22 protein-coding genes are annotated in these 21,123 nt (G+C 73.2%); 5 read left to right on the top strand and 17 right to left on the bottom strand.

Annotation, left to right across the window (positions count from 1 at the left end):
- Nucleotides 1–91: 91 nt before the first annotated feature.
- The gene (locus tag AB0M18_RS26755; RefSeq protein ID WP_365762280.1) at nucleotides 92–343 is read right to left on the bottom strand and encodes a helix-turn-helix transcriptional regulator; all 252 of its coding nucleotides are present in this window, start codon (nucleotides 341–343) and stop codon (nucleotides 92–94) included.
- A gap of 33 nt (nucleotides 344–376) precedes the next feature.
- On the opposite strand from AB0M18_RS26755, the gene map reads away from it, so the two are divergent.
- Nucleotides 377–1,144, top strand: a complete 768-nt coding sequence (map, locus tag AB0M18_RS26750; protein ID WP_365762278.1) for a type I methionyl aminopeptidase — start codon at nucleotides 377–379, stop codon at nucleotides 1,142–1,144.
- A gap of 10 nt (nucleotides 1,145–1,154) precedes the next feature.
- On the opposite strand, the gene ggt is transcribed toward map, so the two are convergent.
- On the bottom strand, nucleotides 1,155–2,972 hold the full coding sequence (gene ggt / locus AB0M18_RS26745) for a gamma-glutamyltransferase (protein ID WP_365762276.1): 1,818 nt from the start codon (nucleotides 2,970–2,972) through the stop codon (nucleotides 1,155–1,157).
- Nucleotides 2,973–3,078: 106 nt separating this feature from the next.
- On the opposite strand from ggt, the gene AB0M18_RS26740 reads away from it, so the two are divergent.
- On the top strand, nucleotides 3,079–3,810 hold the full coding sequence (locus tag AB0M18_RS26740; RefSeq protein ID WP_365762274.1) for a hypothetical protein: 732 nt from the start codon (nucleotides 3,079–3,081) through the stop codon (nucleotides 3,808–3,810).
- Here AB0M18_RS26740 and AB0M18_RS26735 read toward each other — a convergent pair.
- Nucleotides 3,764–5,074 carry a cytochrome P450 gene (locus tag AB0M18_RS26735; protein ID WP_365762297.1) on the bottom strand — a complete coding sequence of 437 codons (1,311 nt, stop codon included), beginning with the start codon at nucleotides 5,072–5,074 and terminating at the stop codon, nucleotides 3,764–3,766. The two genes, AB0M18_RS26740 and AB0M18_RS26735, sit on opposite strands and share 47 nt — an antisense overlap.
- Before the next feature lie 180 nt (nucleotides 5,075–5,254).
- On the opposite strand from AB0M18_RS26735, the gene AB0M18_RS26730 reads away from it, so the two are divergent.
- Nucleotides 5,255–5,575 (top strand): hypothetical protein, encoded by a 321-nt coding sequence (locus tag AB0M18_RS26730; RefSeq protein ID WP_365762272.1) that lies wholly within the window; start codon nucleotides 5,255–5,257, stop codon nucleotides 5,573–5,575.
- 148 nt (nucleotides 5,576–5,723) lie between these two features.
- Nucleotides 5,724–7,274, top strand: coding sequence for a CocE/NonD family hydrolase (locus AB0M18_RS26725; protein WP_365762270.1), 1,551 nt, complete (start codon nucleotides 5,724–5,726; stop codon nucleotides 7,272–7,274).
- A 23-nt stretch (nucleotides 7,275–7,297) separates the two neighbouring features.
- Here AB0M18_RS26725 and AB0M18_RS26720 read toward each other — a convergent pair whose 3' ends face one another.
- From AB0M18_RS26720 to AB0M18_RS26675, 10 genes are all read right to left on the bottom strand, one after another.
- A complete protein-coding gene (locus tag AB0M18_RS26720; protein WP_365762268.1) occupies nucleotides 7,298–7,735 on the bottom strand; it encodes a DUF6278 family protein in 438 nt (145 codons plus the stop codon).
- 53 nt (nucleotides 7,736–7,788) lie between these two features.
- Nucleotides 7,789–8,568 (bottom strand): exodeoxyribonuclease III, encoded by a 780-nt coding sequence (locus AB0M18_RS26715; protein WP_365762266.1) that lies wholly within the window; start codon nucleotides 8,566–8,568, stop codon nucleotides 7,789–7,791.
- A gap of 76 nt (nucleotides 8,569–8,644) precedes the next feature.
- Nucleotides 8,645–9,277: an MBL fold metallo-hydrolase gene (locus AB0M18_RS26710; protein WP_365762264.1), complete on the bottom strand. Its 633-nt coding sequence runs from the start codon at nucleotides 9,275–9,277 to the stop codon at nucleotides 8,645–8,647.
- A 9-nt stretch (nucleotides 9,278–9,286) separates the two neighbouring features.
- Nucleotides 9,287–10,549 carry an alpha/beta fold hydrolase gene (locus tag AB0M18_RS26705; RefSeq protein WP_365762262.1) on the bottom strand — a complete coding sequence of 421 codons (1,263 nt, stop codon included), beginning with the start codon at nucleotides 10,547–10,549 and terminating at the stop codon, nucleotides 9,287–9,289.
- A 92-nt stretch (nucleotides 10,550–10,641) separates the two neighbouring features.
- On the bottom strand, nucleotides 10,642–11,349 hold the full coding sequence (locus tag AB0M18_RS26700) for a lysophospholipid acyltransferase family protein (protein WP_365762260.1): 708 nt from the start codon (nucleotides 11,347–11,349) through the stop codon (nucleotides 10,642–10,644).
- 154 nt (nucleotides 11,350–11,503) lie between these two features.
- Entirely contained in the window at nucleotides 11,504–12,013 is a 510-nt protein-coding gene (locus tag AB0M18_RS26695; protein ID WP_365762295.1) for a hypothetical protein, read from the bottom strand.
- A gap of 101 nt (nucleotides 12,014–12,114) precedes the next feature.
- Entirely contained in the window at nucleotides 12,115–13,320 is a 1,206-nt protein-coding gene (locus tag AB0M18_RS26690; protein ID WP_365762258.1) for an ROK family glucokinase, read from the bottom strand.
- 36 nt (nucleotides 13,321–13,356) lie between these two features.
- The gene (locus tag AB0M18_RS26685; RefSeq protein WP_365762256.1) at nucleotides 13,357–14,166 is read right to left on the bottom strand and encodes an ATP-binding cassette domain-containing protein; all 810 of its coding nucleotides are present in this window, start codon (nucleotides 14,164–14,166) and stop codon (nucleotides 13,357–13,359) included.
- Nucleotides 14,163–15,218, bottom strand: coding sequence for an ABC transporter permease (locus AB0M18_RS26680; protein ID WP_365762254.1), 1,056 nt, complete (start codon nucleotides 15,216–15,218; stop codon nucleotides 14,163–14,165). The genes AB0M18_RS26685 and AB0M18_RS26680 overlap by 4 nt, the downstream gene beginning before the upstream one ends.
- Nucleotides 15,215–16,234, bottom strand: coding sequence for a sugar ABC transporter substrate-binding protein (locus tag AB0M18_RS26675; protein WP_365762252.1), 1,020 nt, complete (start codon nucleotides 16,232–16,234; stop codon nucleotides 15,215–15,217). The genes AB0M18_RS26680 and AB0M18_RS26675 overlap by 4 nt, the downstream gene beginning before the upstream one ends.
- Nucleotides 16,235–16,440: 206 nt before the next feature.
- On the opposite strand from AB0M18_RS26675, the gene AB0M18_RS26670 reads away from it, so the two are divergent.
- Entirely contained in the window at nucleotides 16,441–17,448 is a 1,008-nt protein-coding gene (locus AB0M18_RS26670) for a Gfo/Idh/MocA family oxidoreductase (RefSeq protein ID WP_365762250.1), read from the top strand.
- Nucleotides 17,449–17,455: 7 nt separating this feature from the next.
- On the opposite strand, the gene AB0M18_RS26665 is transcribed toward AB0M18_RS26670, so the two are convergent.
- The 4 genes from AB0M18_RS26665 to AB0M18_RS26650 are packed head-to-tail and all read right to left on the bottom strand — an operon-like array spanning nucleotide 17,456 to nucleotide 21,089.
- Nucleotides 17,456–17,881, bottom strand: coding sequence for a PaaI family thioesterase (locus AB0M18_RS26665; protein ID WP_365762248.1), 426 nt, complete (start codon nucleotides 17,879–17,881; stop codon nucleotides 17,456–17,458).
- A gap of 5 nt (nucleotides 17,882–17,886) precedes the next feature.
- Entirely contained in the window at nucleotides 17,887–19,068 is a 1,182-nt protein-coding gene (locus AB0M18_RS26660) for a cytochrome P450 (protein ID WP_365762245.1), read from the bottom strand.
- A 9-nt stretch (nucleotides 19,069–19,077) separates the two neighbouring features.
- Nucleotides 19,078–19,860 (bottom strand): response regulator transcription factor, encoded by a 783-nt coding sequence (locus AB0M18_RS26655; protein ID WP_365762243.1) that lies wholly within the window; start codon nucleotides 19,858–19,860, stop codon nucleotides 19,078–19,080.
- Entirely contained in the window at nucleotides 19,857–21,089 is a 1,233-nt protein-coding gene (locus AB0M18_RS26650) for a histidine kinase (RefSeq protein WP_365762241.1), read from the bottom strand. Before AB0M18_RS26650 ends, AB0M18_RS26655 begins: the two co-directional genes overlap by 4 nt.
- Nucleotides 21,090–21,123: the final 34 nt, after the last annotated feature.

The following is a 21,123-nucleotide window of genomic DNA, read 5'->3' as shown; positions in this document are numbered from 1 at the left end:
GTACGAGGATGATCCTCCGCCTTGCGCCTGCACGCACCGGACGCCGCGCGCCCCGCCCTGCGGGCGGACGACGCTATTTGTCAGACACGGCCTAGACCGGGACGTAGGCGCAGCGGGTGACGAGCTCGTCCATCGAGATGTCCAGGACGCCGGCGAGGGCGGCGACCGTGAAGAAGGCGGGGGTGGGGGCGCGGCCGGTCTCGATCTTGCGGAGGGTCTCGGCGGAGAGGCCGGCGGCGGCGGCGATCTCGGCCATGGAGCGGTCGCCGCGGGCCTCGCGGAGCAGCCGGCCGAGCCGCTCGCCGCGCTCGCGTTCTTCGGGGGTGAGGGGTGTGCGCACCATGCGACCCATTCTAATACCGGTATAGTAATTGGCGTGATGGAGATCAAGACGGACGCGAACCTGCTGCTCATGCGCGAGGCGGGCCGTGTGGTGGCCCAGGCCCTCCAGGCGGTGCGGGACAAGGCGGCGCCCGGGGTGACCCCGGCCGAGCTCGACGGCGTGGCGCGGGAGGTGCTGGCGGTCGCCGGCGCGGGCTCGCCCTTCCTGGGTTACCGCCCGAACTGGGCGCCGGTGCCCTTCCCGGCGACCCTCTGCCTCTCGGTGAACGACGCGATCGTGCACGGCGTCCCGGACGGCACGCCCCTCGCCGACGGCGACCTGGTGAGCGCGGACTTCGGGGCGGTGCTCGACGGCTGGGTCGGCGACTCGGCGATCAGCTTCACGGTCGGCCGGGCACGCCCGGAGGACACCCGGCTGATCGACACGGCGTACGAGGCGCTGGAGGCGGGCATCGCGGCGGCCGTCGTCGGCAACCGGGTCGGGGACATCGGGCACGCCGTGGCCCGGGTCTGCCGCACGGCGGGCTACGGCATCCCGGACGGCATGGGCGGCCACGGCGTGGGCCGCACGATGCACGAGGGCCCGGACGTCCCCAACGAGGGCCGCCCGGGCCGGGGCGTGCCACTGCGCCACGGCATGGTGATCGCGATCGAGCCGATGCTGATCGGCGGCGGCCACGACCACCACTACACGGCCGCCGACGGCTGGACCATCCGCACCCTCGACGGCTCCCGCGCGGCCCACACCGAACACACCGTCGCCGTCACGGACTCGGGCCCGCGCATCCTGACGGCGCTGTAGTCCACCCGCTCTACGGCGCCGGGCGGACCACCATCGCCGAGCCGCCGCCGCGGCGGACGGGTTCGGCGGCGGCGAGCCAGCGGCCGTCGGGGAGGCGTTGGACGCCGGTGGCGGCGCCGATCTCGGGGTTCTGGCGGAAGGCGTGGCCGATCGCTTCGAGGTCGGCCCTCAGCGGGCTGTTCCAGAGGGCCGGTTCGAGTTCCGTGGTGGTCTGGTTGCGCTGGCTGGCGCGCGGGGCGGCGATGGCGTCGACCAGGGGGAGGCCGCGGTCGACGACGCCGGTGAGGGTCTGCAGGACCGTGGTGATGATGGTGGCGCCGCCCGGGGAGCCGAGGGCGAGGACGGGGCGGCCGGTGCGGTCGAGGACGATCGTCGGGGAGATCGAGGAGCGGGGGCGCTTGCCCGGGCCGGGCAGGTTGGGGTCGTGGACGGCCGGGTTCGCCGGGGCGAAGGAGAAGTCGGTCAGCTCGTTGTTGAGCAGGAAGCCGCGGCCCGGAACGGTGATGCCGCTGCCGCCCGTGGACTCGATGGTCAGGGTGTAGGCGACGACGTTGCCCCACTTGTCGGCGACCGTGAGGTGGGTGGTGTTCTCGCCCTCGTACGTGGTCGGGGCGGCGGTGCCGCCGGTCGCGCAGGCCGCCGGGTCGCGCGGGTCGCCCGGCGCGAGCGGGCTGCTCAGGACGGCGTCGTCGCGGACGAGGCAGGCCCGGGAGTCGGCGTACCGCTGCGAGAGCAGGCCGCGGACGGGCACGTCCTCGAAGGCGGGGTCGCCGACCCAGCGGCCCCGGTCGGCGAAGGCGATCCGGCTCGCCTCGATGAAGCGGTGCAGATACGCCGCCCGCGAGGCGCGCGAGAGGTCGGTGGACTCCAGGATGTTCAGCGCCTCGCCGACGCCGGTGCCGCCGGAGGACGAGGGCGCCATGCCGTACACGTCGAGGCCCCGGTAGGACACCTTGGTGGGCGCCCGCCGGATCGTCTCGTACCCGGCGAGGTCGGCCTCCGTCAGATCGCCCGAGCGGACCACCCGGGTCGCCCCGGCCCGTACCGGCGGGTGCTGCACCGTGTTGACGATGTCGCGGGCCAGCGGGCCCCGGTAGAGCGCGCCGACTCCCTCCCGGCCCAGCTTCTCGTACGTACGGGCCAGGTCGGGGTTCTTGAAGACCGAGCCGACCATCGGCAACTGCCCGCCGGGCAGGAAGAGTTCGGCGGAGGCCGGGAAGTCGCGGAAGCGTGCCTCGTTGCCCGCGGTCTGGGCGCGGAAGGTGGCGTCGACCGTGAAGCCGTCGCGGGCGAGCCGCTCGGCCGGTTCGAGGAGCCTGCCGAGCGGCTTGCTGCCCCAGGCGTCGAGCGCCGTCTCCCAGGTGGCGGGGGTGCCGGGGGTGCCGACGCCGCGACCGCTGGTCATGCCCTCCGCGAACGGGATCGGCACGCCGTTCTCCGTGAAGAGGTTCGCGTCGGCGGAGCCGGGCGCGGTCTCGCGGCCGTCGACGGTGTGCACCGTACGGGTCTTGGCGTCGTAGTAGACGAAGTAGCCGCCTCCGCCGATGCCCGCCGAGTACGGCTCGGTGACGCCGAGCGCGGCGGCCACGGCGACCGCCGCGTCCACGGCGTTGCCGCCCTTGCGCAGCACCTCGACGCCGGCGGCGGAGGCGTCCGCGTCGACGCTGGCGACGGCGCCGCCCCAGCCGGCGGCGACCGGCACCTTGGTGGGGGCCGGGCCAGGCGGCGCGGCGGCCGGCGGGGCGGCGGCGCCCACCGAGAGCACCGTGGCGGCGACGGCCACGACCGACCCGTTGCGTACGGCGAAGCGCCGCGTCCGAGACTGCATCCCAACCTCCAGTCAACGCCCGTTCGCGCAGCGTAACTTCTGCCCGCACCTCCCGTCAGGACCGCCTCTCGAACAGGCGGCCGGTCGCCCAGTAGCATGCGCGCCCATGAACGAAGACCTGCGCAACGTCGTCCTGGGCGTGCTCGCCACCGGCGTCAGCGGCTCCCTCGGCTGGCTGACCCGCACCTACTTCTGGCGGCGCCGGCTGCGCCGCAAGCAGGCCTTCTTCGGGCTGCCCTCCGGCTCGGAGTGCCTGCTGGTGGTGAACCGGCTGGCCGGCAGCGAGCGCGGGGTGCACGCCACCGACGTGTCGGCACTGCTCGAACTGTCCGCACTGATCAAGGACTGCGGGGCCCGGCCCCGGATCGTGCAGCACGACACCGCCCGCCAGGGCCTGGGCGAGATAGCCGAGTTCTGCATCGGGGGGCCGTTCTCGAATCGGCGCATGGCGGCGCATCTGCCGAATCTGCTGCCGGGGCTCACGATGAACGTGGAGCAGGAACCGCCCGAGGACCGGGGCATGTTCACCGTGGCGGGCGAGACCTACCGCCCGGAGTGGGGCGTCAGCGAGTACGTCGTCCTCGCCCGCCTCACCCGCGGCGAGGGCGCTCGCCCGGTGTTCCTGCTGTGCGGCCAGGCGGCCGTCACCAACCAGGCCGCCGCGCGCCATCTGGCGCGCAACTACCGGGCGCTGTCCGGCAAGTACGGCCTGGACGGCTCCTTCGTCCTGCTCCTGAGGGTCGTCAACTCCCAGGCGTACGGCCCCGACGTGGTCGAGCTCGTGGCCGACCTCACCCGTGTGGCGCGCACTCCTCAAGCCGCACCGGCAGCGACTTGATCCCGTTGATGAAGTTGGACACGAGCCGGCGCGGTGGCCCGGCGGGCGCGAGACCGGGCAGCGCGGCGCGCGCCTCCTCGTAGAGCACGCGCAGCTGGAGCCGGGCGAAGTGCGCGCCGAGGCAGACGTGCGGTCCGTCGCCGAAGGAGACGTGCGGATTGGGGGTACGGGACAGGTCGAGCCGGTGGGGGTCGGCGAAGGCCCGCTCGTCGCGGTTGGCGGAGGCGTGGAAGACGACGACCTTGTCCCCGGCGGCGATCCTCACCCCGGCGAGCTCGGTGTCCCGGGCAGCGGTGCGGCGGAAGGAGAGGACGGGCGGGTGCCACCGGAGCAGTTCGTCGACGGCGGTGTCCATCCCGACCTCGCCGCTCCACAACTTCCGTTGCTGCTCCGGGTGTTCGGCGAGGGCGAGCAGCCCGCCGGGGGCGGCGCCGCGCACGGTGTCGTTTCCGGCGACGGTGAGCAGGAAGAAGAACATCTCCAGTTCGGCGTCGCGGAGTCCGGATGTGGCGAGCGTGGTCATCACGTCGTCGGCGGGGTGCTTCCGCTTGTGCGCGGCGAGCTCCTGCGCGTACGCGAACATCTCGGCCAGCATGGCGGGTGAGCGGGGGTTGACCGGCCGGCCGTCGGGACCGAGGACGGGCGGTTCGTCGGGGTCCTGGTAGGCGATGACCCGCTCGGTCCAGGTGTGCAGCAGCCCCCGGTCGGCGGCCGGCACGCCGAGCAGGTCCGTGAGGTTGAGCAGGGCGAACTCGTCGGTGACGGCCCGTACGAGGTCGACCTCGCGGCCCGACTCCCGTGCCGTGAGCAGGAGTTCACGCGCCCGTGCGCGGGCGGTGCCGGCGAAGCGCTCGATCCGCCCGGGCGTGAAGGCACGGCTGACGAGGCGGCGCAGCCGGCCGTGGTGCATGGGGTCTCCCCCGCTCGAACGCGGTTCAGAGCGTGGGGAAGGGTCCTGGTTGAGCATCATCCGGCGGATGAACGGCAGGTCGGCCGGGTCGGGGTCGCGGATCTGGGTGGCCCCGAGGTACGAGGAGTACCCGGCGGCGTCCTTGAGGACCCGTACGACGTCGGCGTGCCGGGTCACGGCCCAGAACCCGGGCCCGGCGGGCCAGCCGAGGACTTCCGGTTCCGGTTGGCGGACCACGGGGTGGCGGTCACGGAGGAGACGGAAGCGGGCGTGCGGGACGCCGTCGGCGTAGATCCGCGGATCGAAGACGTCGGGAACATCGGGGACGCCGAAGACATCGGCACCATCGGGAATGTCGGGTACCTCGCTCGCGTCCCGCACCGGCCCGCCCTCCCATTCGGGGTGAAGACGTCACCATCATGACAGGTCAGCGGCCATTTTCGTAGGACGGAACGCACAGTTGGAGAGCCTTGTCCGGGGTGTCCTCCGACTCCCAGAATCTCCGTCGTGCATCACACGGAGAACAGGGGGCACATGGGGAAGATCGATCACGACGCAGTGCTGCGGGCGCGGGTACTGCTGCTCGGAAGCCGGCAACTGGGCGCGTGGGACGACATTTCGTGGGAGGAGGTCCTGGCGTACCGGGTGCTCGCGGAAGTGAGCCCGAAGGCGTATCTGCCGAAGCTGGTCGACGGACTGCTCCTGACGGTCAGCCGGAGTCAGGACCGGCAGGTGTGGCTGACCCTGGCCACCGAGGCGGTGGCGGCCGCGCGGCGGATTCCGGACGATGTGACCGGCCGGGAGGAACGGCTGCGACGCGCGCTGAACGCGCTGCGGGCCGCCACGGCCCGGTGAGCCGCGTCCCCGGCGGCTGCGCCGACGCGTACCGGCCAATCGTTACCCATGCGTAACTTACCGAGCAGTTACCTCGGGTAAGGCTTCGCGGTTACCGTCGGGTCACTTTCACTGCCCCCCATTCAGTGAACCAGTGAGGAGTGACCCCGTGCGCACAGCCCTGACCTTCGCCGTCTCGGCGGCTCTCGTCGCCGGGACGGCCCTCGGGCTCGCCCCCGCCGCCCATGCGGACTCCGCCGGCACCGTCCGCTTCGTCGACATCGCCGGGGACGGCGGCACCGTGCTCAAGGCCAATGTCGTCACCCCGGCCGGCGCCTCCGCCGGCACCCGCTACCCGGTGATCGTGCTGCCGACCAGCTGGGCGATGCCGCAGATCGAGTACCTCGCGCAGGCCCAGCAGCTCGCCGACTCCGGCTACGTCGTGGTGAGTTACAACTCGCGCGGCTTCTGGCAGTCCGGCGGCGAGATCGAGACCGCCGGTCCGAAGGACGTCGCCGACGCCTCTCTCGTCATCGACTGGGCGCTCGCCAACACCCCGGCCGATCCCGGCAGGGTGGGCATGGCCGGCGTCTCGTACGGCGCGGGCATCAGCCTGCTCGTGGCCGCGCACGACAAGCGGGTCAGGGCGGTCGCCGCGCTCAGCGGCTGGGCCGACCTCATCGACTCCATCTACAGCGGTCGCACCCAGCACCTCCAGGCCGCCGCCCTGCTCGGCGGCGCCGGCTACCTCACCGGCCGCCCCGGTCCCGAACTCCGGCAGACCCTCCAGGACTTCCTCTCCTCCGATCTCGACAAGGAGGACGAGATGATCGCGTGGGGCCGCAAGCGCTCCGCCGCGACCCATCTCGACGCGATCAACGCCAACCGGCCCGCGATCATGCTGGGCAACGCCTGGGGCGACACCATCTTCCCGCCCAACCAGTTCGCGAGCTTCTACGAGAAGCTGTCCGGCCCCAAGCGCCTGGAGTTCCGGCCCGGCGACCACGCCACCGCCGAGGCCACCGGACTGCTCGGGCTGCCCAACGACACCTGGACCAGCGCCCATCGCTGGTTCGACCACTACCTCAAGGGCGTCGACAACGGCGTCGACCGTGAGCAGCCGGTCCGGCTCAAGCCGCGCTCCGACGCCGGCTACGAGGGCTACCCGGACTGGAAGTCGGTCAACGCCCACCGGCGCGAGATCCCGCTCGGCGGCTCCGAGCACCTGTGGGCGAACGTCGACTCCGGCGCCGACGGCGGCGTCGTCCTGCTGTCCAACCTCCTGGACCAGTTCTTCCAGGCCCCGCCGACCGCCTCGATCCCGCTGCTCCCGCGCGCCTTCGCGGGCGTGTGGCAGACCGAGCGGTACGGCACGCCGCAGCGGGTGCGCGGCACGGCCCGGCTCCACACCACGGTCACCCCGACCGCGGAGAGCGGCACCTTCGTCGCGTACCTGTACGACGTGGGCCCGCTCGGGATCGGCAAGTTGGTCACCCACGCCCCGTACACCTTCCACGACCGGAAGCCGGGGCAGCCGTTCACCGTCGACCTGGATCTGTTCTCCACGGCCTACGACGTGCCGGCCGGCCACCGGCTCGCGCTGGTCGTCGACACGGTCGACCCGCTGTACATCGAGCACAACCCGACCGGCGCCCAGCTGACCTTCTCCTCGCCCGCGGCCGACCCGAGCCGTCTGTCGGTACCGCTGCGGTCGGAGTGATCACGGCTGACGGACCGCCGGGGTCAGAACTCGGCGGACTCGGCGTAGACCTGGGACAGTTCGGGGTTCCCGGTCGTGGCCCAGTCGAGGCCCGCCTCGACCACGTTGACCTCGCGACCCGAGGGCAGCCGCACCACGGGCTGTCCGTCGGGCCGCAGTCGCCAGCCGGCGCCCGGCACGGTCCGGACGATCACCGTGCCCAGATAGAGCCCCGCGTCGTTCCCGACCCAGGGCAGCTCCTCCGGGTCGTCCCGCCAGCGCGGCGGCAGCTGGTCGAGCGCGGCGAGCGAGCGCGGAGTGTCGTCGAGCGCCACTCCGGCCTCCTGGGCACGGGCGCGCAGCAGCTCGCACTCGGCGAGCAGCTCGGCCGCTCCCTCCGGGTCCCGGTCGAAGACGGAGACCAGGGGGGAGAGTGCCGTGTCGTGCTTCTTGCGCCAGTTGTCCAGGAAAGGAATGTTCATCCGAACAGCGTCGCATTCCACCCCTGGGGGGCACCACCCGGCGCGCGGAACGATCAGACGTCCAGGTCGACGACCACCGGGGCGTGGTCGGAGGCGCCCTTGCCCTTGCGCTCCTCGCGGTCCACGTAGCCGTCCTTGACGGCGTCCGCGAACGGCTTGTTGCCGTAGACCAGGTCGATGCGCATGCCCTTGTTCTTGGGGAAGCACAGCTGGCGGTAGTCCCAGTACGTGTACGGGTGCTCGTACTTCAGCGGGCGCGGCACGACGTCGCCGAGGCCGGCCTCGCGCAGCGCGGCGAGCGCGGCCCGCTCCGGCGCGGTGACATGGGTGAGGCCCTCGAACTCGGCGATGTCCCAGACGTCCTCGTCGGTCGGCGCGATGTTGTAGTCGCCGAGCACCGCGAAGGGGCGCTCCCCCGCCGCGTCCTCGGCGACGGCCGCCTTCAGGGCCTCCAGCCAGCGCAGCTTGTACGCGTAGTGGTCGTGGGCGACCTCCCGGCCGTTCGGCACGTAGACCGACCAGACGCGGACCGGGCCGCAGGTCGCGGAGATCGCCCGCGGCTCCTGCACGCCCTCGTAGTCGGGACCGCCGGGCAGTCCGGTGACCACGTCGTCGAGGCCGACCCGGGAGACCAGGGCGACCCCGTTCCACCGTCCGGTGGCGTTGACCACCGACTCGTACCCCAGCTCGCGCAGCTCGGCGGCGGGGAACTGCTCGGCGGTGCACTTGGTCTCCTGGATGCACAGCACATCGGTGACGGTGCTCTCCAGCCAGGCCAGGAGCCGGGGCAGCCGGGCGGTGATCGAATTGACGTTCCAGGTGGCGATGCGCATGAGCGCAAGCCTAGGGCCTGTCCGGCGGATCAGGGTCGGACAGGCCCTAGCCCTGGGGTCTGACAGACCGGGTCTCTCAGAGCTCGGCCGAGTCGCCCGGGGCGAGGCGGCGGTGGTCGGTGCCGCCGAGGGCGCCGATCTGGCGGTCGTAGATGGGGCGCGCGAGGTCGGTGAGGAGCGCGTCGTGGATGTCGTACGCGCGCACCGGCTTGACCTCGCGCACGTAATCGATCACCTCGGAGATCTTGTTCCACGGCGCCATGACCGGCAGGAACAGCGTCTCCACCGGCCGGTCGGGCACGGTGAGGGCGTCGCCGGGGTGGAAGACGGCGCCGTCGACGAGGAAGCCGACGTTGGTGACGCGCGGGATGTCGGGGTGGATCACCGCGTGCAGCTCGCCGTGCACCTGCACGTCGAATCCCGCCGCGCTGAAGGCGTCCCCGTGCCCGACGGTGTGCACCCGGCCGGGAAAGGCCGCGGCCAGCTGGTCGGCGACACTGCGCAGCGTCCACACCTCGGCGGCCGGGTTGCCGTCGAGCGCGGCCCGCAGCCGCGCCTCGTCGAAGTGGTCGGCGTGCTCGTGGGTGACGAGGAGGACGTCCGCGCCGAGCGCGGCGTCCTCCTCGGTGAACATCCCGGGATCGATGACGAGCGTCCGCCCGTCCTTCTCCAGGCGGACACAGGCGTGGGTGTTCTTCGTCAGCTTCACGCCGCGACCCTACGCCCGGGGCGTGGTGTCCTCCTCGATCACGCGGCGCACCACCCGCAGCGCGCTCTCGGCGGCCGGGAGGCCGCAGTAGACGGCGGTCTGGAGGAGGATCTCGCGGAGCTCGTCGGGGGTCAGGCCGTTGCGGAGGGCGGCCCGGGTGTGGTCGGCGAGGGCTTCGTGGTGGCCGCCGGAGATCAGGGCGGCGAGGGTGACGGCGCTGCGGGTGCGCCGGTCGAGGCCCTCGCGGCTCCACACCTCGCCCCAGGCGAAGCGGGTGACGAGCTGCTGGAAGTCCGTGCCGAAGGGGTCGGCGAGCGCCTCGTCGACATGCGCGTCGCCGAGCACCTCGCGGCGCAGCTTGAGCCCGCTCTCGTACGGGTCGGGGCGGGTGTCCTCGGACTCGGCGGGGGCCACGGGGGCGAGCTCGCCGGCCGGGACGACGGGCGCGGAGACCGGCGGCATGCCGGGCACGGCGAGCGGGCCGGTGGACTCCTGGGCGAGCGGTTCGAAGTGGCCGGTGAGCAGTTCGGTGACGGCGGCGGGCTGCTCGACGGGCGCGAGGTGGGAGGCGCCGGGGACGACGGCGAGCCGGGCGTCGGCTATCCCGGCGACGAGGGTGCGGGCCTCGGCGGGTCCGGTGATCCGGTCGTCGGCACCGACCAGGACGAGCACGGGGACGCCGATCCGCTCAAGCGCCTCGCGGACGTCGAAGACGGCGAGCGCCTCGCAGGCGGCGATGTAGCAGCCGGGGTCGGTGGTGCGGACCATCTGCACGGCCCAGTCGACGATGGCGGGCTGGGCGCCGGCGAAGGCGGGGGTGAACCACTGCTCGGGGGCGGTGCGGGCCATCGGTTCGAGGCCGTTGGTGCGGACGATCACGCCGCGCTGGCGGAACTCGTCGGGGGTGCCGAAGCGGGGCGAGGTGGCGACCAGGGCGAGCGAGGCGACCCGGTGCGGGGCGCGCAGCGCGAGGTCGAGGCCGATGGCGCCGGCGAGGGCGCAGCCCGCGTAGCCGAAGCGCTGGATGCCGAGTTCGTCGAGGGTGGCGAGCAGCCGGTCGCCGAGCTCGGCGACGGAGCTCGCGGGCTGGGCGGGGGCGCCGCCGTGTCCGGGCAGGTCGAAGCGGACGACGCGCCAGGAGCGGGTCAGTTCGGGGATCTGGCGGTCCCACATGTGCCAGGTGGTGCCGAGCGAGGGGCCGAGCACCAGGACCGGTGCGTCGTCCCGCCCGTCGATGCGGTACTGCAGGGTGTTCGTCGGATTCTCACTCACGCCCTGCACGCTCTCACATTCCGCGCCGTCCTCCGTGCCCGGGTCGGAGGCCCGCGCAGGCCGTCCCGCGTTGTGGCGGCCTCGTGAAGATCTCAGGCGGCTTCACGCCAGGTCCCCCCGCTCGCGGGCGAGGGCAGCGGGAACACCGCGGCGGCCGGCTCGCCGAGGCGGGCGGCGGCCTCCCGCCAGGCGGCCGTGACCGCGCGGTGCGCCTGGGCGGTACGGGTCGGGGCGTCGCCGGTGAGGGCGAGCGGGCGGCCGATGTGGACGTGGAGGTCCGGGCGGCGCAGCGGGGCGGTCGCGAGGCCGGCGAGCTGCTTCGCCGTACCGCCGGAGATCAGGCGGCGGGCGCCGGCCTGGCCGACGGGGACGAGCGGGGCGCCGGTGCGCAGCGAGAGCCGGGCGATGCCGCTGCGGAAGTCCTCCGGCGGCGCCTCTGCGGCGTCCTTGCGGCTCGGCAGCCCGCCCTCCGGGTAGATGAGGACCAGGCGTCCCGCGGCGAGCGCGTCGGCCGCGAGGTCGAGCGCCTCGGCGGCGCGGGCGCTGCCCCGGTGCACCGGGATGTGGCCCTCGCGGGCCAGGGCGCGGCCGAGCCCGGGCACGCGCCAGAGGCCGGCGGTGGCGGCGACGACGGGTTCGACGCCGAGCCGGCGCAGGGCGGCGAGGACGACCGCCGGGTCGGCGAGCGAGGTGTGGTTGGCGACCAGGATGCTGCCGGGGGCGAAGGCGGCCCGCGGGTCCGTGGTGACGCCCAGGCGGGCCACGGTCGGCAGCAGGTGTCCGGAAAGGCGGCTGAGCATCTGGTCCCCCCGAGGTCGGCGACGTTGTTCCTGACGCCATGGTCGGCCGGGGCCCGCCCGGGCGTCCTGAGTCGCGCTACTCAGCCGCGCCCCGCGCCGTACCCAGAGCGCCGTGCGCAGAACGCCGGACCGGTCTCCGCACGGTCTGGTCCGCTCAGGGCGAGGTCGCCGACACCACGTACACGTGCGGGAAGGCCGGATCGGTCAGGTCGACCGCGATGGTGGTGTGCGGGCGCGGCCGCTCGCGGGTGATGGTGGCGCCGGACCAGGCGCGGTCGGGGGTGAAGTTCCAGCCGACGATGTCGGCGTCGCGGTCGCTGACGGCCACCTCGCCCGGCTTCAGGGCGGCGCGGCTGCCGCCGCTGTCCGCGAGGAAGGTGTCCAGGCCGGCGGCGGTGGTCGTGAACTGGACGTAGAGGCGGCTGGTCTTCCAGTTGCTGGTCTCGTAGTAGGCGACGTGCCAGGCGTCGGTGGGGACCGGGATCTCGAAGACCCGGCGCTTCATCAGGGAGGGCCGGTTGTCCTGGAGGCCGACGACGGAGGACTCGCGCTCCTTGTCGCGGCCGCTGTCGCGGCTCTGTCCGGCGGAGATCACCAGATAGCCGGCGGGGACGCCGATGAGCAGCACGATGGTGAGCAGGGTGAGCACGCGCCGGCGCAGCATGTGGCCGCGGTCCTCGGGGAGCCGCCCTTCGGGAATCCGGCTCTCGGGCGCCTCGGGCGCGCGCTCGGAGTGCTCGGGCGGCACGGTCGGGTGGGGCAGGGTCATGACTGGGGGTCCTGGGTGGGGCGGGTGCCGCGGTCGGTGGTCGCGCCGCGCAGCACCTGCGCGTAGCGGCCGTACCGCTCGTAGCGCTCGACCCGTCGGCGGTTGGCGCGGCGGAAGCGGCGGGCGACGAGCCGGGCGAGGTCGGCGGCGCCGACCATGCCGGCCTCGGGGCCGAGCTGGGCGCGGGCGATCCGCGCCTCGGGACGGTAGCCGCGGCCGGTGAGGTGGCGCCGGAAGGCGTCCCGGGCGGGGCCGATGAGCAGGTCGTCGGCGGCGGAGACGCCGCCGCCGATGACGAAGCAGGAGGGGTCGAGCGCGGCGGCCAGGTTGGCCAGGCCGACGCCGAGCCACTGGCCGATGTCCTGGAGCAGCTCGACGCACATGGCGTCGCCCTCGCGGGCGAGCTCGGTGATGAGCGGGCCGGTGATGTCGGGGACGTTGCCCTTGACCCGCTCGATGATCTCGTGGGCGACCGGGGAGTCGGCGGCGGCGAGCTCGCGGGCCTCGCGGACCAGCGCGTTGCCGGAGCTGTACTGCTCCCAGCAGCCGCGGTTGCCGCAGGGGCAGCGGTGGCCGCCGGGGACGACCTGCATGTGGCCGAACTCGCCGGCCACCCCGTACTTGCCGCGCTTGACCTGGCCGTCCTCCAGGATGGCGCCGCCGATGCCGGTGCCGAGGGTGATCATGACGAGGTGGTCCTCGCCGCGTCCGGCGCCGAAGCGCCACTCGGCCCAGGCGGCGGTGTTGGCGTCGTTGTCGACCATGACGGGGACGGCGAGCCGGTCCTGGAGGGCGTCCCTGAGGGGCTCGTTGCGCCAGGCGAGGTGGGGGGCGAAGAGCACCCGGGCCCGGTCGGCGTCGACCCAGCCGGCGGCGCCGATGCCGACGGCGTGCACGTCGTGCCGGTCGGAGAGGTCGAGGACCAGTTCGACGATGGTGTCCTCGACGACCTTGGGGCTCTTGGACTTGTCGGGGGTCTCGGTGCGGACCTTCTCCAGGATGTTGCCGTCGGCGTCGACCACCCCGGCCATCACCTTCGTACCGCCGATGTCGATGCCGACGGTCGGCACGCGGGGCGCGGTCAGATGCGAGCGCCGCTCCCGGGTGCCGACGGTCCGCAGGACCGTGCCGCGAGCCGAGCCACTGGGGGTCCCCCCTGCTCGAAGAGCTCGGGGGAGCGTGAGGTCACGGTAGGTACTCATCGGGTCGATTCTGCCAGGTGGGGTGTGAGGCCCGCGTCACGAACCGGACGGACGCTCCAGTTCGTGGCGCAGGTCCTCCAGCTCGCTGCCGCCGGCCATCTGGCGGGTCAACTCGTCCAGGGTGATGGAGTCCTTGGTGTGGCTGCCGGCCATGACGCCGCGCTTGAGGAGGACGAATCGGTCGCCGACGAGATAGGCGTGGTGCGGGTTGTGGGTGATGAGGACCACGCCGAGGCCCTGGTCACGTGCGGCCGCCACATACTTCAGGACGACCCCGGACTGCTTGACGCCGAGGGCGGCGGTCGGTTCGTCGAGGACGAGGACCTTGGCCCCGAAGTGCACGGCGCGGGCGATGGCCACGCACTGGCGCTCGCCGCCGGAGAGGGTGCCGATGGGCTGGTCGACGTCGCGCAGGTCGATGCCCATGCGCAGCAGCGCCGTACGGGTGGTCTCCCGCATCGTCGCGACGTCGAGGCGCTTGAACGGGCCCTTGCCGAGGGTGGGCTCGGAGCCGAGGAAGAAGTTGCGCCAGACGGGCATCAGGGGGACCACGGCGAGGTCCTGGTAGACGGTGGCGATGCCGCGGTCCAGGGCGTCGCGCGGGTTGGCGAGGGTGACCTCCTCGCCCTCGATGCGGAAGGTGCCGGCGTCGTGCCGGTGGAGCCCGGCGACGATCTTGATGAGGGTGGACTTGCCGGCGCCGTTGTCGCCGAGGACGCAGGAGATCTCCCCCGCGTTCACCTCCAGGGAGACCCCTTCGAGGGCGCGGATGTTGCCGTAGTACTTGCTGACGTCGTCGAGCTCGACGAGCGGGGCCGCGGCACGCGCGATGGTCTCGCTGGTCACTTGGTGGCCTCCACTCGCTTGCGGATCCAGGCGTTCAGGAGGGTCGCCAGAAGGAGCATCGCGCCCAGGAAGAACTTGAACCAGTCCGGGTTCCACTCGGCGTAGACGATGCCCTTGCCGGTCATGCCGAAGATGAAGGCGCCGACCGCCGAGCCGATGGCGGAGCCGTAGCCGCCGGTGATCAGACAGCCGCCGATGACGGCCGCGATGATGTAGATCAGCTCGTTGCCGACGCCCTCGCCGGACTGGACGACGTCGAACGAGAACAGCAGGTGCTGGCCGGAGATCCAGGCGCAGAAGGCCACGCCCATGTACAGGCCGATCTTGGTCTTGTAGACCGGGACGCCGACCGCGCGGGCGGCGTCGGCGCCGCCGCCGACCGCGAAGATCCAGTTGCCGAACCGGGTGCGCAGCAGGATCCAGGTGGCGACGGCGACGAGCACGAACCACCACAGGATGGTGACCTTGAGCTCGACCCCGCCGACCGTCCAGGTGGAGGCGAAGAGCTTGCGGGCGGAGGGGAAGCCCTCCATGTCGGCGATCGACTTGGTGGAGACGGTGCCGCTGATGAGCTTGGTGAAGCCGAGGTTCAGACCGGTCAGCATCAGGAAGGTGCCGAGGGTGATGATGAAGCTCGGCAGTCGGGTGCGGGTCAGCATGAAGCCGTTGAACACACCGATGGCGAGGGTGACGAGCAGCGAGACGCCGACGCCGACCCAGACGTTCGCGGTCATCTGGTAGCTGACCATCGAGGAGATCAGTGCCGAGCTGGAGACCATGACGCCCGCCGACAGGTCGAACTCGCCGCCGATCATGAGCAGCGCGACCGGCACGGCCATGATGCCGATGGTGGAGGCCGCGTACAGCACCGTGCCGAGGCTGGAGGGGCGCAGGAAGCTGTCGGCGACGATCGAGAAGAAGGCGAAGACGGCGATCGCGCCGACCATCGAGCCCAGCTCGGGCCGGGCGAGCAGCTTCTTCAGCGGGGAGGTGCGGAGCAGGCGTTCGTCGACGTGGTCGAGGCCGTCCGAGGGCGGGGAGGCGGCGCTCATCGGGTGCCCCGCTCCGTGTACTCCTTCAGCGCGCCGGCCTGGTCCCTGGTGATGATCTGCGGGCCGGTGAGCACCGGCTTGCCGCCGCCGAGGACGTCCGCGTTGTACCGGTGGAGCCAGAGCAGGTCGACGGCCTCGTAGCCCTGGAGGTAGGGCTGCTGGTCGACGGCGAAGCCGAGGGTGTCGGCCTCCAGGGCGGTCGCGACCTTGGCGTTGAGGTCGAAGGTGTCGACCTCGGCCTTGCTGCCGGCGCTCTTCTTCGCCTGCACGGCGGCGTCCGCGAACGGCGCGCCGAGGGTCACGACGGCGTCGATGGACGGGTCGGACTGGAGCTTGGCGAGGATGGAGGCCTGTACGTCGGGCATGTTGGTGCCGTCCACGTACAGGTTCTGCAGCTCGCCGCCGAAGGTCTTCTTGGCGCCGGCGCAGCGCTGCTCGTGCCCGACGTTGCCCTGCTCGTGCAGGACGCACAGGGCCTTCTTGCGGCCGCGCTTGTCGAGCTCGTCGCCGACCGCCTCGCCGGCCACGGTCTCGTCCTGGCCGATGTGGGTGAGGGCGCCGAAGGCCTTGGACTGGTCGGCGCCGGAGTTCACCGTGATCACCGGGATGCCGGCCTTCACGGCCTTCTCGACGGAGGCCTTCATCGCGTCGGGCTTGGCGAGGGTGACGATGATGCCGTCGACCTTCTTCGCCACGTACGAGTCGATGAGCTGGGCCTGCTGCTGCGCCTCGTCGCTGTGGGCGTAGAGGAAGTTGATGTTGTCCTTGACGGCGGCCTGCTTGGCGCCGTTCTGGACGATGTCCCAGAAGGTGTCGCCGTCGCCCGAGTGGGTGACCATGGCGAAGGTCCAGCGGGGGGTGTCCACGGCCGCCCTGCCCTGGGCCGCGGCCGCCTTGCGGGCGTCCTCCGCGCGCTTGCCGCCGGTGCTGCTGCATCCGGCGAGCGCGGCGGTCAGCGCCACCGCGAGCACGGCGCCGACGGCCGCGCGTACCCCTCCTGTGCGAACCCTGGTCACGAGACCGTGCCCTCCTTTGTGTCCTTCTGCGTGCATTGCAGTATCGGTCATGGGGGTCGCGCCGATCTCCAGCGGGGCCTGATCCGCACCTGATCCGAAACAGACGGCCTACCCACGGATGAGCAATCCGAACGCGAAGGGGCGCGCAGGTCCGGTTGTCCCGACCGTTCCTTGACACCCGCCGTGATCCGCACGACCTTGGGGCCATGCGGATCGGACTGGTCGGGACGGGACGGATCGGCGGTTTTCACGCGGGGGTGCTCGCACGGCATCCGGAGGTCGACGGTCTCGTCCTCGCGGACGCCGACGCGGCGCGGGCCGCGCGGGTGGCCGGGGCGCTCGGGGCGGAGGCGGCACCGGACGTCGAGGCGCTGTTCGGGCATCACGCGCTCGACGCGGTGGTGATCGCCTCGGCGACGGCGGCGCACGCGGAGCTGATCGGGCGGGCCGCGGCGGCCGGGCTTCCGGCGTTCTGCGAGAAGCCGATCGCGCTGGGGATGACCGGGACGCTCGGGGCGCTGCGGGCCGTCGCGGAGGCCGGGACCGAGCTGCAGCTGGGCTTCATGCGGCGCTTCGACGCCGGGTACGGGGCGGCCCGGGAGGCCGTCGCCGGGGGGCGGCTCGGCCGGCTGCACACCGTACGGACCGTGTCCTCCGACCCGGCCCCGCCGCCCGCCGCGTATCTGCCGCTGTCCGGCGGTCTGTTCCGGGACTGCATGGTGCACGACTTCGACATCGTGCGCTGGGTGACCGGCCGGGAGGTCGTGGAGGTGTACGCGCGGGGCTCGGACGCCGGGCCCGCGATGTTCCGCGAGGCGGACGACGTGGACACGGCGGCGGCGCTGCTCACCCTGGACGACGGCACGCTGGTGACGGCGACCGCGACCCGCTGCAACGGCGCCGGTTACGACGTACGGATGGAGCTGGCCGGGGAGTCGGCACAGCTCGCCGTGGGCCTGGACGAGCGCACCCCGCTGGAGTCGGTCGAGCCGATGGGCCCGCCGCCGCCCGGCAAGCCCTGGCCGGGCTTCCTGGAGCGGTTCGCCCCGGCGTACGAGGCGGAGCTGGACGCCTTCGTACGCCTGGTGCGCGGCGAGCGGGACAACCCGTGCGACGGGCAGGAGGCGCTGGAGGCCCTGCGGGTCGCCGAGGCCTGCGAGCTGTCCCGCCGTGAGCACCGGCCGGTGGGCCTGGCGGAGATCCCGGTGTTCTGAGCGGGCGTCAGGCGGAGTTCAGTACGGTCCCCTGGGCGACCGCGCACAGGGTCTCCGTGTCCTCCGTGTCCACGCAGAACACGTCGCACCGCACCACCGCCTGCCGGCGCCCGGCGTGCACCACGGTCGCGCGGGCCCGCAGCACCGCGCCGACGGCCGGGCGCACGTACTGGATGGAGAAGCCGGCGGTCAGCACCGCGGGGCCGAGGGCCGCGCCCGCCGCGAAGGTGAGCGCGTTGTCGGCCGCGTACGAGAGCACGCCGCCGTGCACGTAACCGTTCTGCTGGCGGTGCTCGTCGCGGATGTCGAGCTCCAGCGTCGCCGCACCGTCGCCGAAGGCGGTGATCCGGGCGCCGAGGAGACGGCTGAAGGGCTGGGCGTCGAGGACCTTGCGGGCGAGGTCGGTGTCGAGTTCGGCGGGCATGGAGGTCATGGGGGTCACCATACGACCGGGAGGCGGCGGGTGCCGCGGATCAGCAGACCCGGCAGCCACTCCAACGCGCCCGCGTCGGGGGCGAGTTCCAGCCGCGGGAAGCGCTCCAGAAGTGACCGGATGGCGATCTTGCCCTCCAGACGGGCCAGCGGGGCGCCCAGGCAGTAGTGGATGCCGTGGCCGAAGGCGAGGTGGCCGCGCGGGTCGCGGTGGACGTCGAAGCGGTCGGGGTCCGGGAAGCGGTCGGCGTCGCGGTCGGCGGCGGCGAGGCCGACGAGGACCACGGAGCCGGCGGGGATGACGGTCCCGCCGATCTCCACGTCCTCGCCGGTGAAGCGGTACGTGGCGGCCTCGACCGGTCCGTCGAAACGCAGGCCCTCCTCGATCGCCGCGTCGACGAGTCCGGGGTCGGCGCGCAGCGCGGCCAGCTGTTCGGGGTGGGTGAGCAGCAGTCGGACCGTGCCGGCGATGAGGTTCACCGTGGTCTCGTGGCCCGCGATGAGCAACAGATAGGCGAGGGCGCGAAGTTCGGGCAGCGAGAGCCGGTCGCCGTCCTCGGCCCGGGTGGCGATGAGGGCGGAGAGCAGGTCGTCCCGGGGGCCCGCGGCGCGCTTGTCCTCGATGAGTTCGTCGAGGTAGCCGCCGAAGCCCTCGACGGCCTCGCGTTCGCTCATCGCGCCGGTGGGGGCGACGAGTTCGTTCGACCAGGCGCGGAAGGAGTCGCGGTCGGCGGCGGGGACGCCGAGGAGTTCGCAGATGACGGTGATGGGCAGCGGGAAGGCGAAGGAGTCGACGAGGTCGGCGCGGCCGGCCGGGGCCATGGCGTCGAGGAGTTCGTCGGTGAGCTGCTGGATCCGGGGGCGCAGCGCCTCCACCCGGCGGCCGGTGAACTCGCCCGCGACGAGCTTGCGCAGCCGCGTGTGGTCGGGCGGGTCGATGCCGAGCAGGTTGGGGCCGATGACCTCGAACTCCAGCGGCACGAAGTCCATGACGACGGAGGGGTCCTTGATGAATCTCTGGTCGGCGAGGGCGGCGCGGGCCTCGCCGTAGCCGACGACCAGCCAGGCGGGTACGCCCTCGGGGGTGAGGATCTCGTGGACCGGGCCGGAGGCGCGGAGCTTCGCGTAGTAGGGGTACGGGTTCGCGGTGAAGTCCACGCCGTACTGCCGCAGATCGGTGACCGACATCGGGTCAGGCTATGCGGAGTCCTCGCCGTCGGGGAGGTCCAGCAGTCCGGCGTCGTGGACCAACAGCGCGATCTGGACACGGTTGTTGAGGCCGAGTTTGGCCAGAATCCGTGAGACGTGGGTCTTGACGGTGGGCACGCTCAGGTACAGCTCGCGGGCGATGTCGGCGTTGGAGCGGCCCCGGCCGACGCAGACGGCGACCTCACGCTCGCGTTCGGCGAGTCCGGCGAGGCGCTCGCGGGCGAGGGTGCGGCGGGACGGCGAACGCGGGGCGGCGGGAGCGTCCGGGGTCTCCTGGGCCGGGGCCGGGGCCGGGGCCCGCTCGGCGACATGGCTCATCAGCCGGCGGGTGACGGCCGGGGAGAGGACGGGGTCGCCGGCGGCGACCCGGCGGACGGCGGCGACGATCTCGGCGGGCGGGGTGTCCTTGAGGAGGAACCCGGCGGCGCCGGCCCGCAGGGCGCGCAGCACCTGCTCGTCGGCGTGGAAGGTGGTGAGCACGACGACCTCGGGCGCACCGGGCCGGGCGCGCAGCCGCTCGGTGGCGGTGAGGCCGTCGACGCCGGGCATGCGGATGTCCATGAGGACGACGTCGGGCGCGAGCCGGTCGACGAGTGCGGGCACCTCGGCACCGTCGGCGGCCTCGCCGACGATCTCGACGTCCTCGGCGCCGCCGAGCATGAGGGCGAGGCCGGCCCGGACGAGCGGGTCGTCGTCGACGACGAGCAGGCGGACCGGCGTCGGGTCGGACGGCTGCCCGGGCGGCCGGGCGGGCGGTGGAGTGGAGGTCATGCGGGCCACGGTAGCCAGGCACGCAGCGCGAAGCCGCCGTCGGGGGCCGGTCCGTGTTCCATCCGGCCACCGGCGAGGGTGGCGCGTTCGGTGAGGCCGATGAGGCCCTGTCCGGAGCCGGGCACGGGTGGGACGGGTCCGGCGGGGGCGGGGTTGCGGACCTCGACGGTCAGTCCGTCGCCGGGGCGTCCGCGCAGGGTGAGGGTGACCTGGGCGCCGGGGGCGTGCTTGCGGGCGTTGGTCAGGGCTTCCTGGGCGATCCGGTAGACGGTGCGGCCGGTGGCGGTGGGCACCCGGTCCGGGTCGGTGACGGTGGAGTCGAGGACGACCTTCATACCGGCCTCGCGGACCTCGTCGACCAGGGTGCCGAGGGTGGCGAGGGTGGGCTGCGGCCGGTCCTCGGCGCCCTCGCCCGGGGAGCGGAGCACGCCGATGATCTCGCGCAGGTCCTGCAGGGCCTCGTGGGCGCTGTCCCGGATGACGCCGGCGGCCCGGGCGACCTGCTCGGGCGGGGCGTCGGGCCGGAACTCCAGGGCGCCGGCGTGCACGCTGAGCAGGGTGAGGCGGTGCGCGAGCACGTCGTGCATCTCGCGGGCGATGGCCTCGCGGGCCAGCTGCTGAGCCTGCCGGGCGCGCAGTTCGGCCTCGGCCTCGGCCCGTACGGCACGGTCGCGCAGCGCCTCGACGAGCTGGCGGCGGGAGCGCACCAGCATGCCCCAGGCGGTGACGAGCAGCACCAGGACGACGCCGACGCCGATGTTGAGCAGGGTGGCGGTGCCGGGGTCGGGGCGCGCGAAGACCTGCGCGGTGGAGGCGGCCATGGCGAGCAGCCCGATCCAGGCGACCTGCCGGAACGGGCGGCGTACGGCGACGCTGAACAGGCTCGCGAGGAGCGCGCCGCCCGCGGTCGGCGCGACGACGCTGACCAGGCACAGCGTGACGGCGAGCCCGACCGGCCAGCGGCGGCGCAGCCAGATCGCGACGCAGGCGAGTCCGCCGACGACCTGGTCGGCGAGGGCGACGGCCTCGCTGTTGTACTGGGCGCTGGTCTCGGCGGCGAGCACTCCGACGAACGCGGCGAGCAGGAACAGGACGGTGTCGACGACCCAGTCCCGCACGGTGCGCCGCGGCCGCGCCCCCGCCGGCCGGTCCCGGCCGTCGCGGGCGGCCTGGACCAGGTGGGAGGGGAGCAGCCAGGTGTGCCGCTCCGGGTGGGCCGTGCGTGTCATACCGGAAATGTACGCAGGTGGGGGCCGGGTCGCG

Source organism: Streptomyces sp. NPDC051909 (assembly GCF_040681095.1).
In the GTDB taxonomy this organism is placed as follows: Bacteria; Actinomycetota; Actinomycetes; order Streptomycetales; family Streptomycetaceae; genus Streptomyces.
Note: the sequence above shows the minus strand (reverse complement) of the source record. Positions and strands in the feature narration are given on the sequence as shown.

Coding starts and splice junctions, on each gene's coding strand:
- AB0M18_RS26655 (WP_365762243.1), bottom strand. CDS start 19,860: ATGACCTCCACTCCACCGCCCGCCCGGCCGCCCGGGCAGCCGTCCGAC.
- AB0M18_RS26730 (WP_365762272.1), top strand. CDS start 5,255: ATGGGGAAGATCGATCACGACGCAGTGCTGCGGGCGCGGGTACTGCTG.
- AB0M18_RS26755 (WP_365762280.1), bottom strand. CDS start 343: ATGGTGCGCACACCCCTCACCCCCGAAGAACGCGAGCGCGGCGAGCGG.
- AB0M18_RS26660 (WP_365762245.1), bottom strand. CDS start 19,068: ATGTCGGTCACCGATCTGCGGCAGTACGGCGTGGACTTCACCGCGAAC.
- AB0M18_RS26700 (WP_365762260.1), bottom strand. CDS start 11,349: ATGCTCAGCCGCCTTTCCGGACACCTGCTGCCGACCGTGGCCCGCCTG.
- AB0M18_RS26715 (WP_365762266.1), bottom strand. CDS start 8,568: ATGCGCATCGCCACCTGGAACGTCAATTCGATCACCGCCCGGCTGCCC.
- AB0M18_RS26740 (WP_365762274.1), top strand. CDS start 3,079: ATGAACGAAGACCTGCGCAACGTCGTCCTGGGCGTGCTCGCCACCGGC.
- AB0M18_RS26695 (WP_365762295.1), bottom strand. CDS start 12,013: ATGCTGCGCCGGCGCGTGCTCACCCTGCTCACCATCGTGCTGCTCATC.
- AB0M18_RS26670 (WP_365762250.1), top strand. CDS start 16,441: ATGCGGATCGGACTGGTCGGGACGGGACGGATCGGCGGTTTTCACGCG.
- AB0M18_RS26690 (WP_365762258.1), bottom strand. CDS start 13,320: ATGAGTACCTACCGTGACCTCACGCTCCCCCGAGCTCTTCGAGCAGGG.
- AB0M18_RS26650 (WP_365762241.1), bottom strand. CDS start 21,089: ATGACACGCACGGCCCACCCGGAGCGGCACACCTGGCTGCTCCCCTCC.
- ggt (WP_365762276.1), bottom strand. CDS start 2,972: ATGCAGTCTCGGACGCGGCGCTTCGCCGTACGCAACGGGTCGGTCGTG.
- AB0M18_RS26665 (WP_365762248.1), bottom strand. CDS start 17,881: ATGACCTCCATGCCCGCCGAACTCGACACCGACCTCGCCCGCAAGGTC.
- AB0M18_RS26680 (WP_365762254.1), bottom strand. CDS start 15,218: ATGAGCGCCGCCTCCCCGCCCTCGGACGGCCTCGACCACGTCGACGAA.
- AB0M18_RS26720 (WP_365762268.1), bottom strand. CDS start 7,735: ATGAACATTCCTTTCCTGGACAACTGGCGCAAGAAGCACGACACGGCA.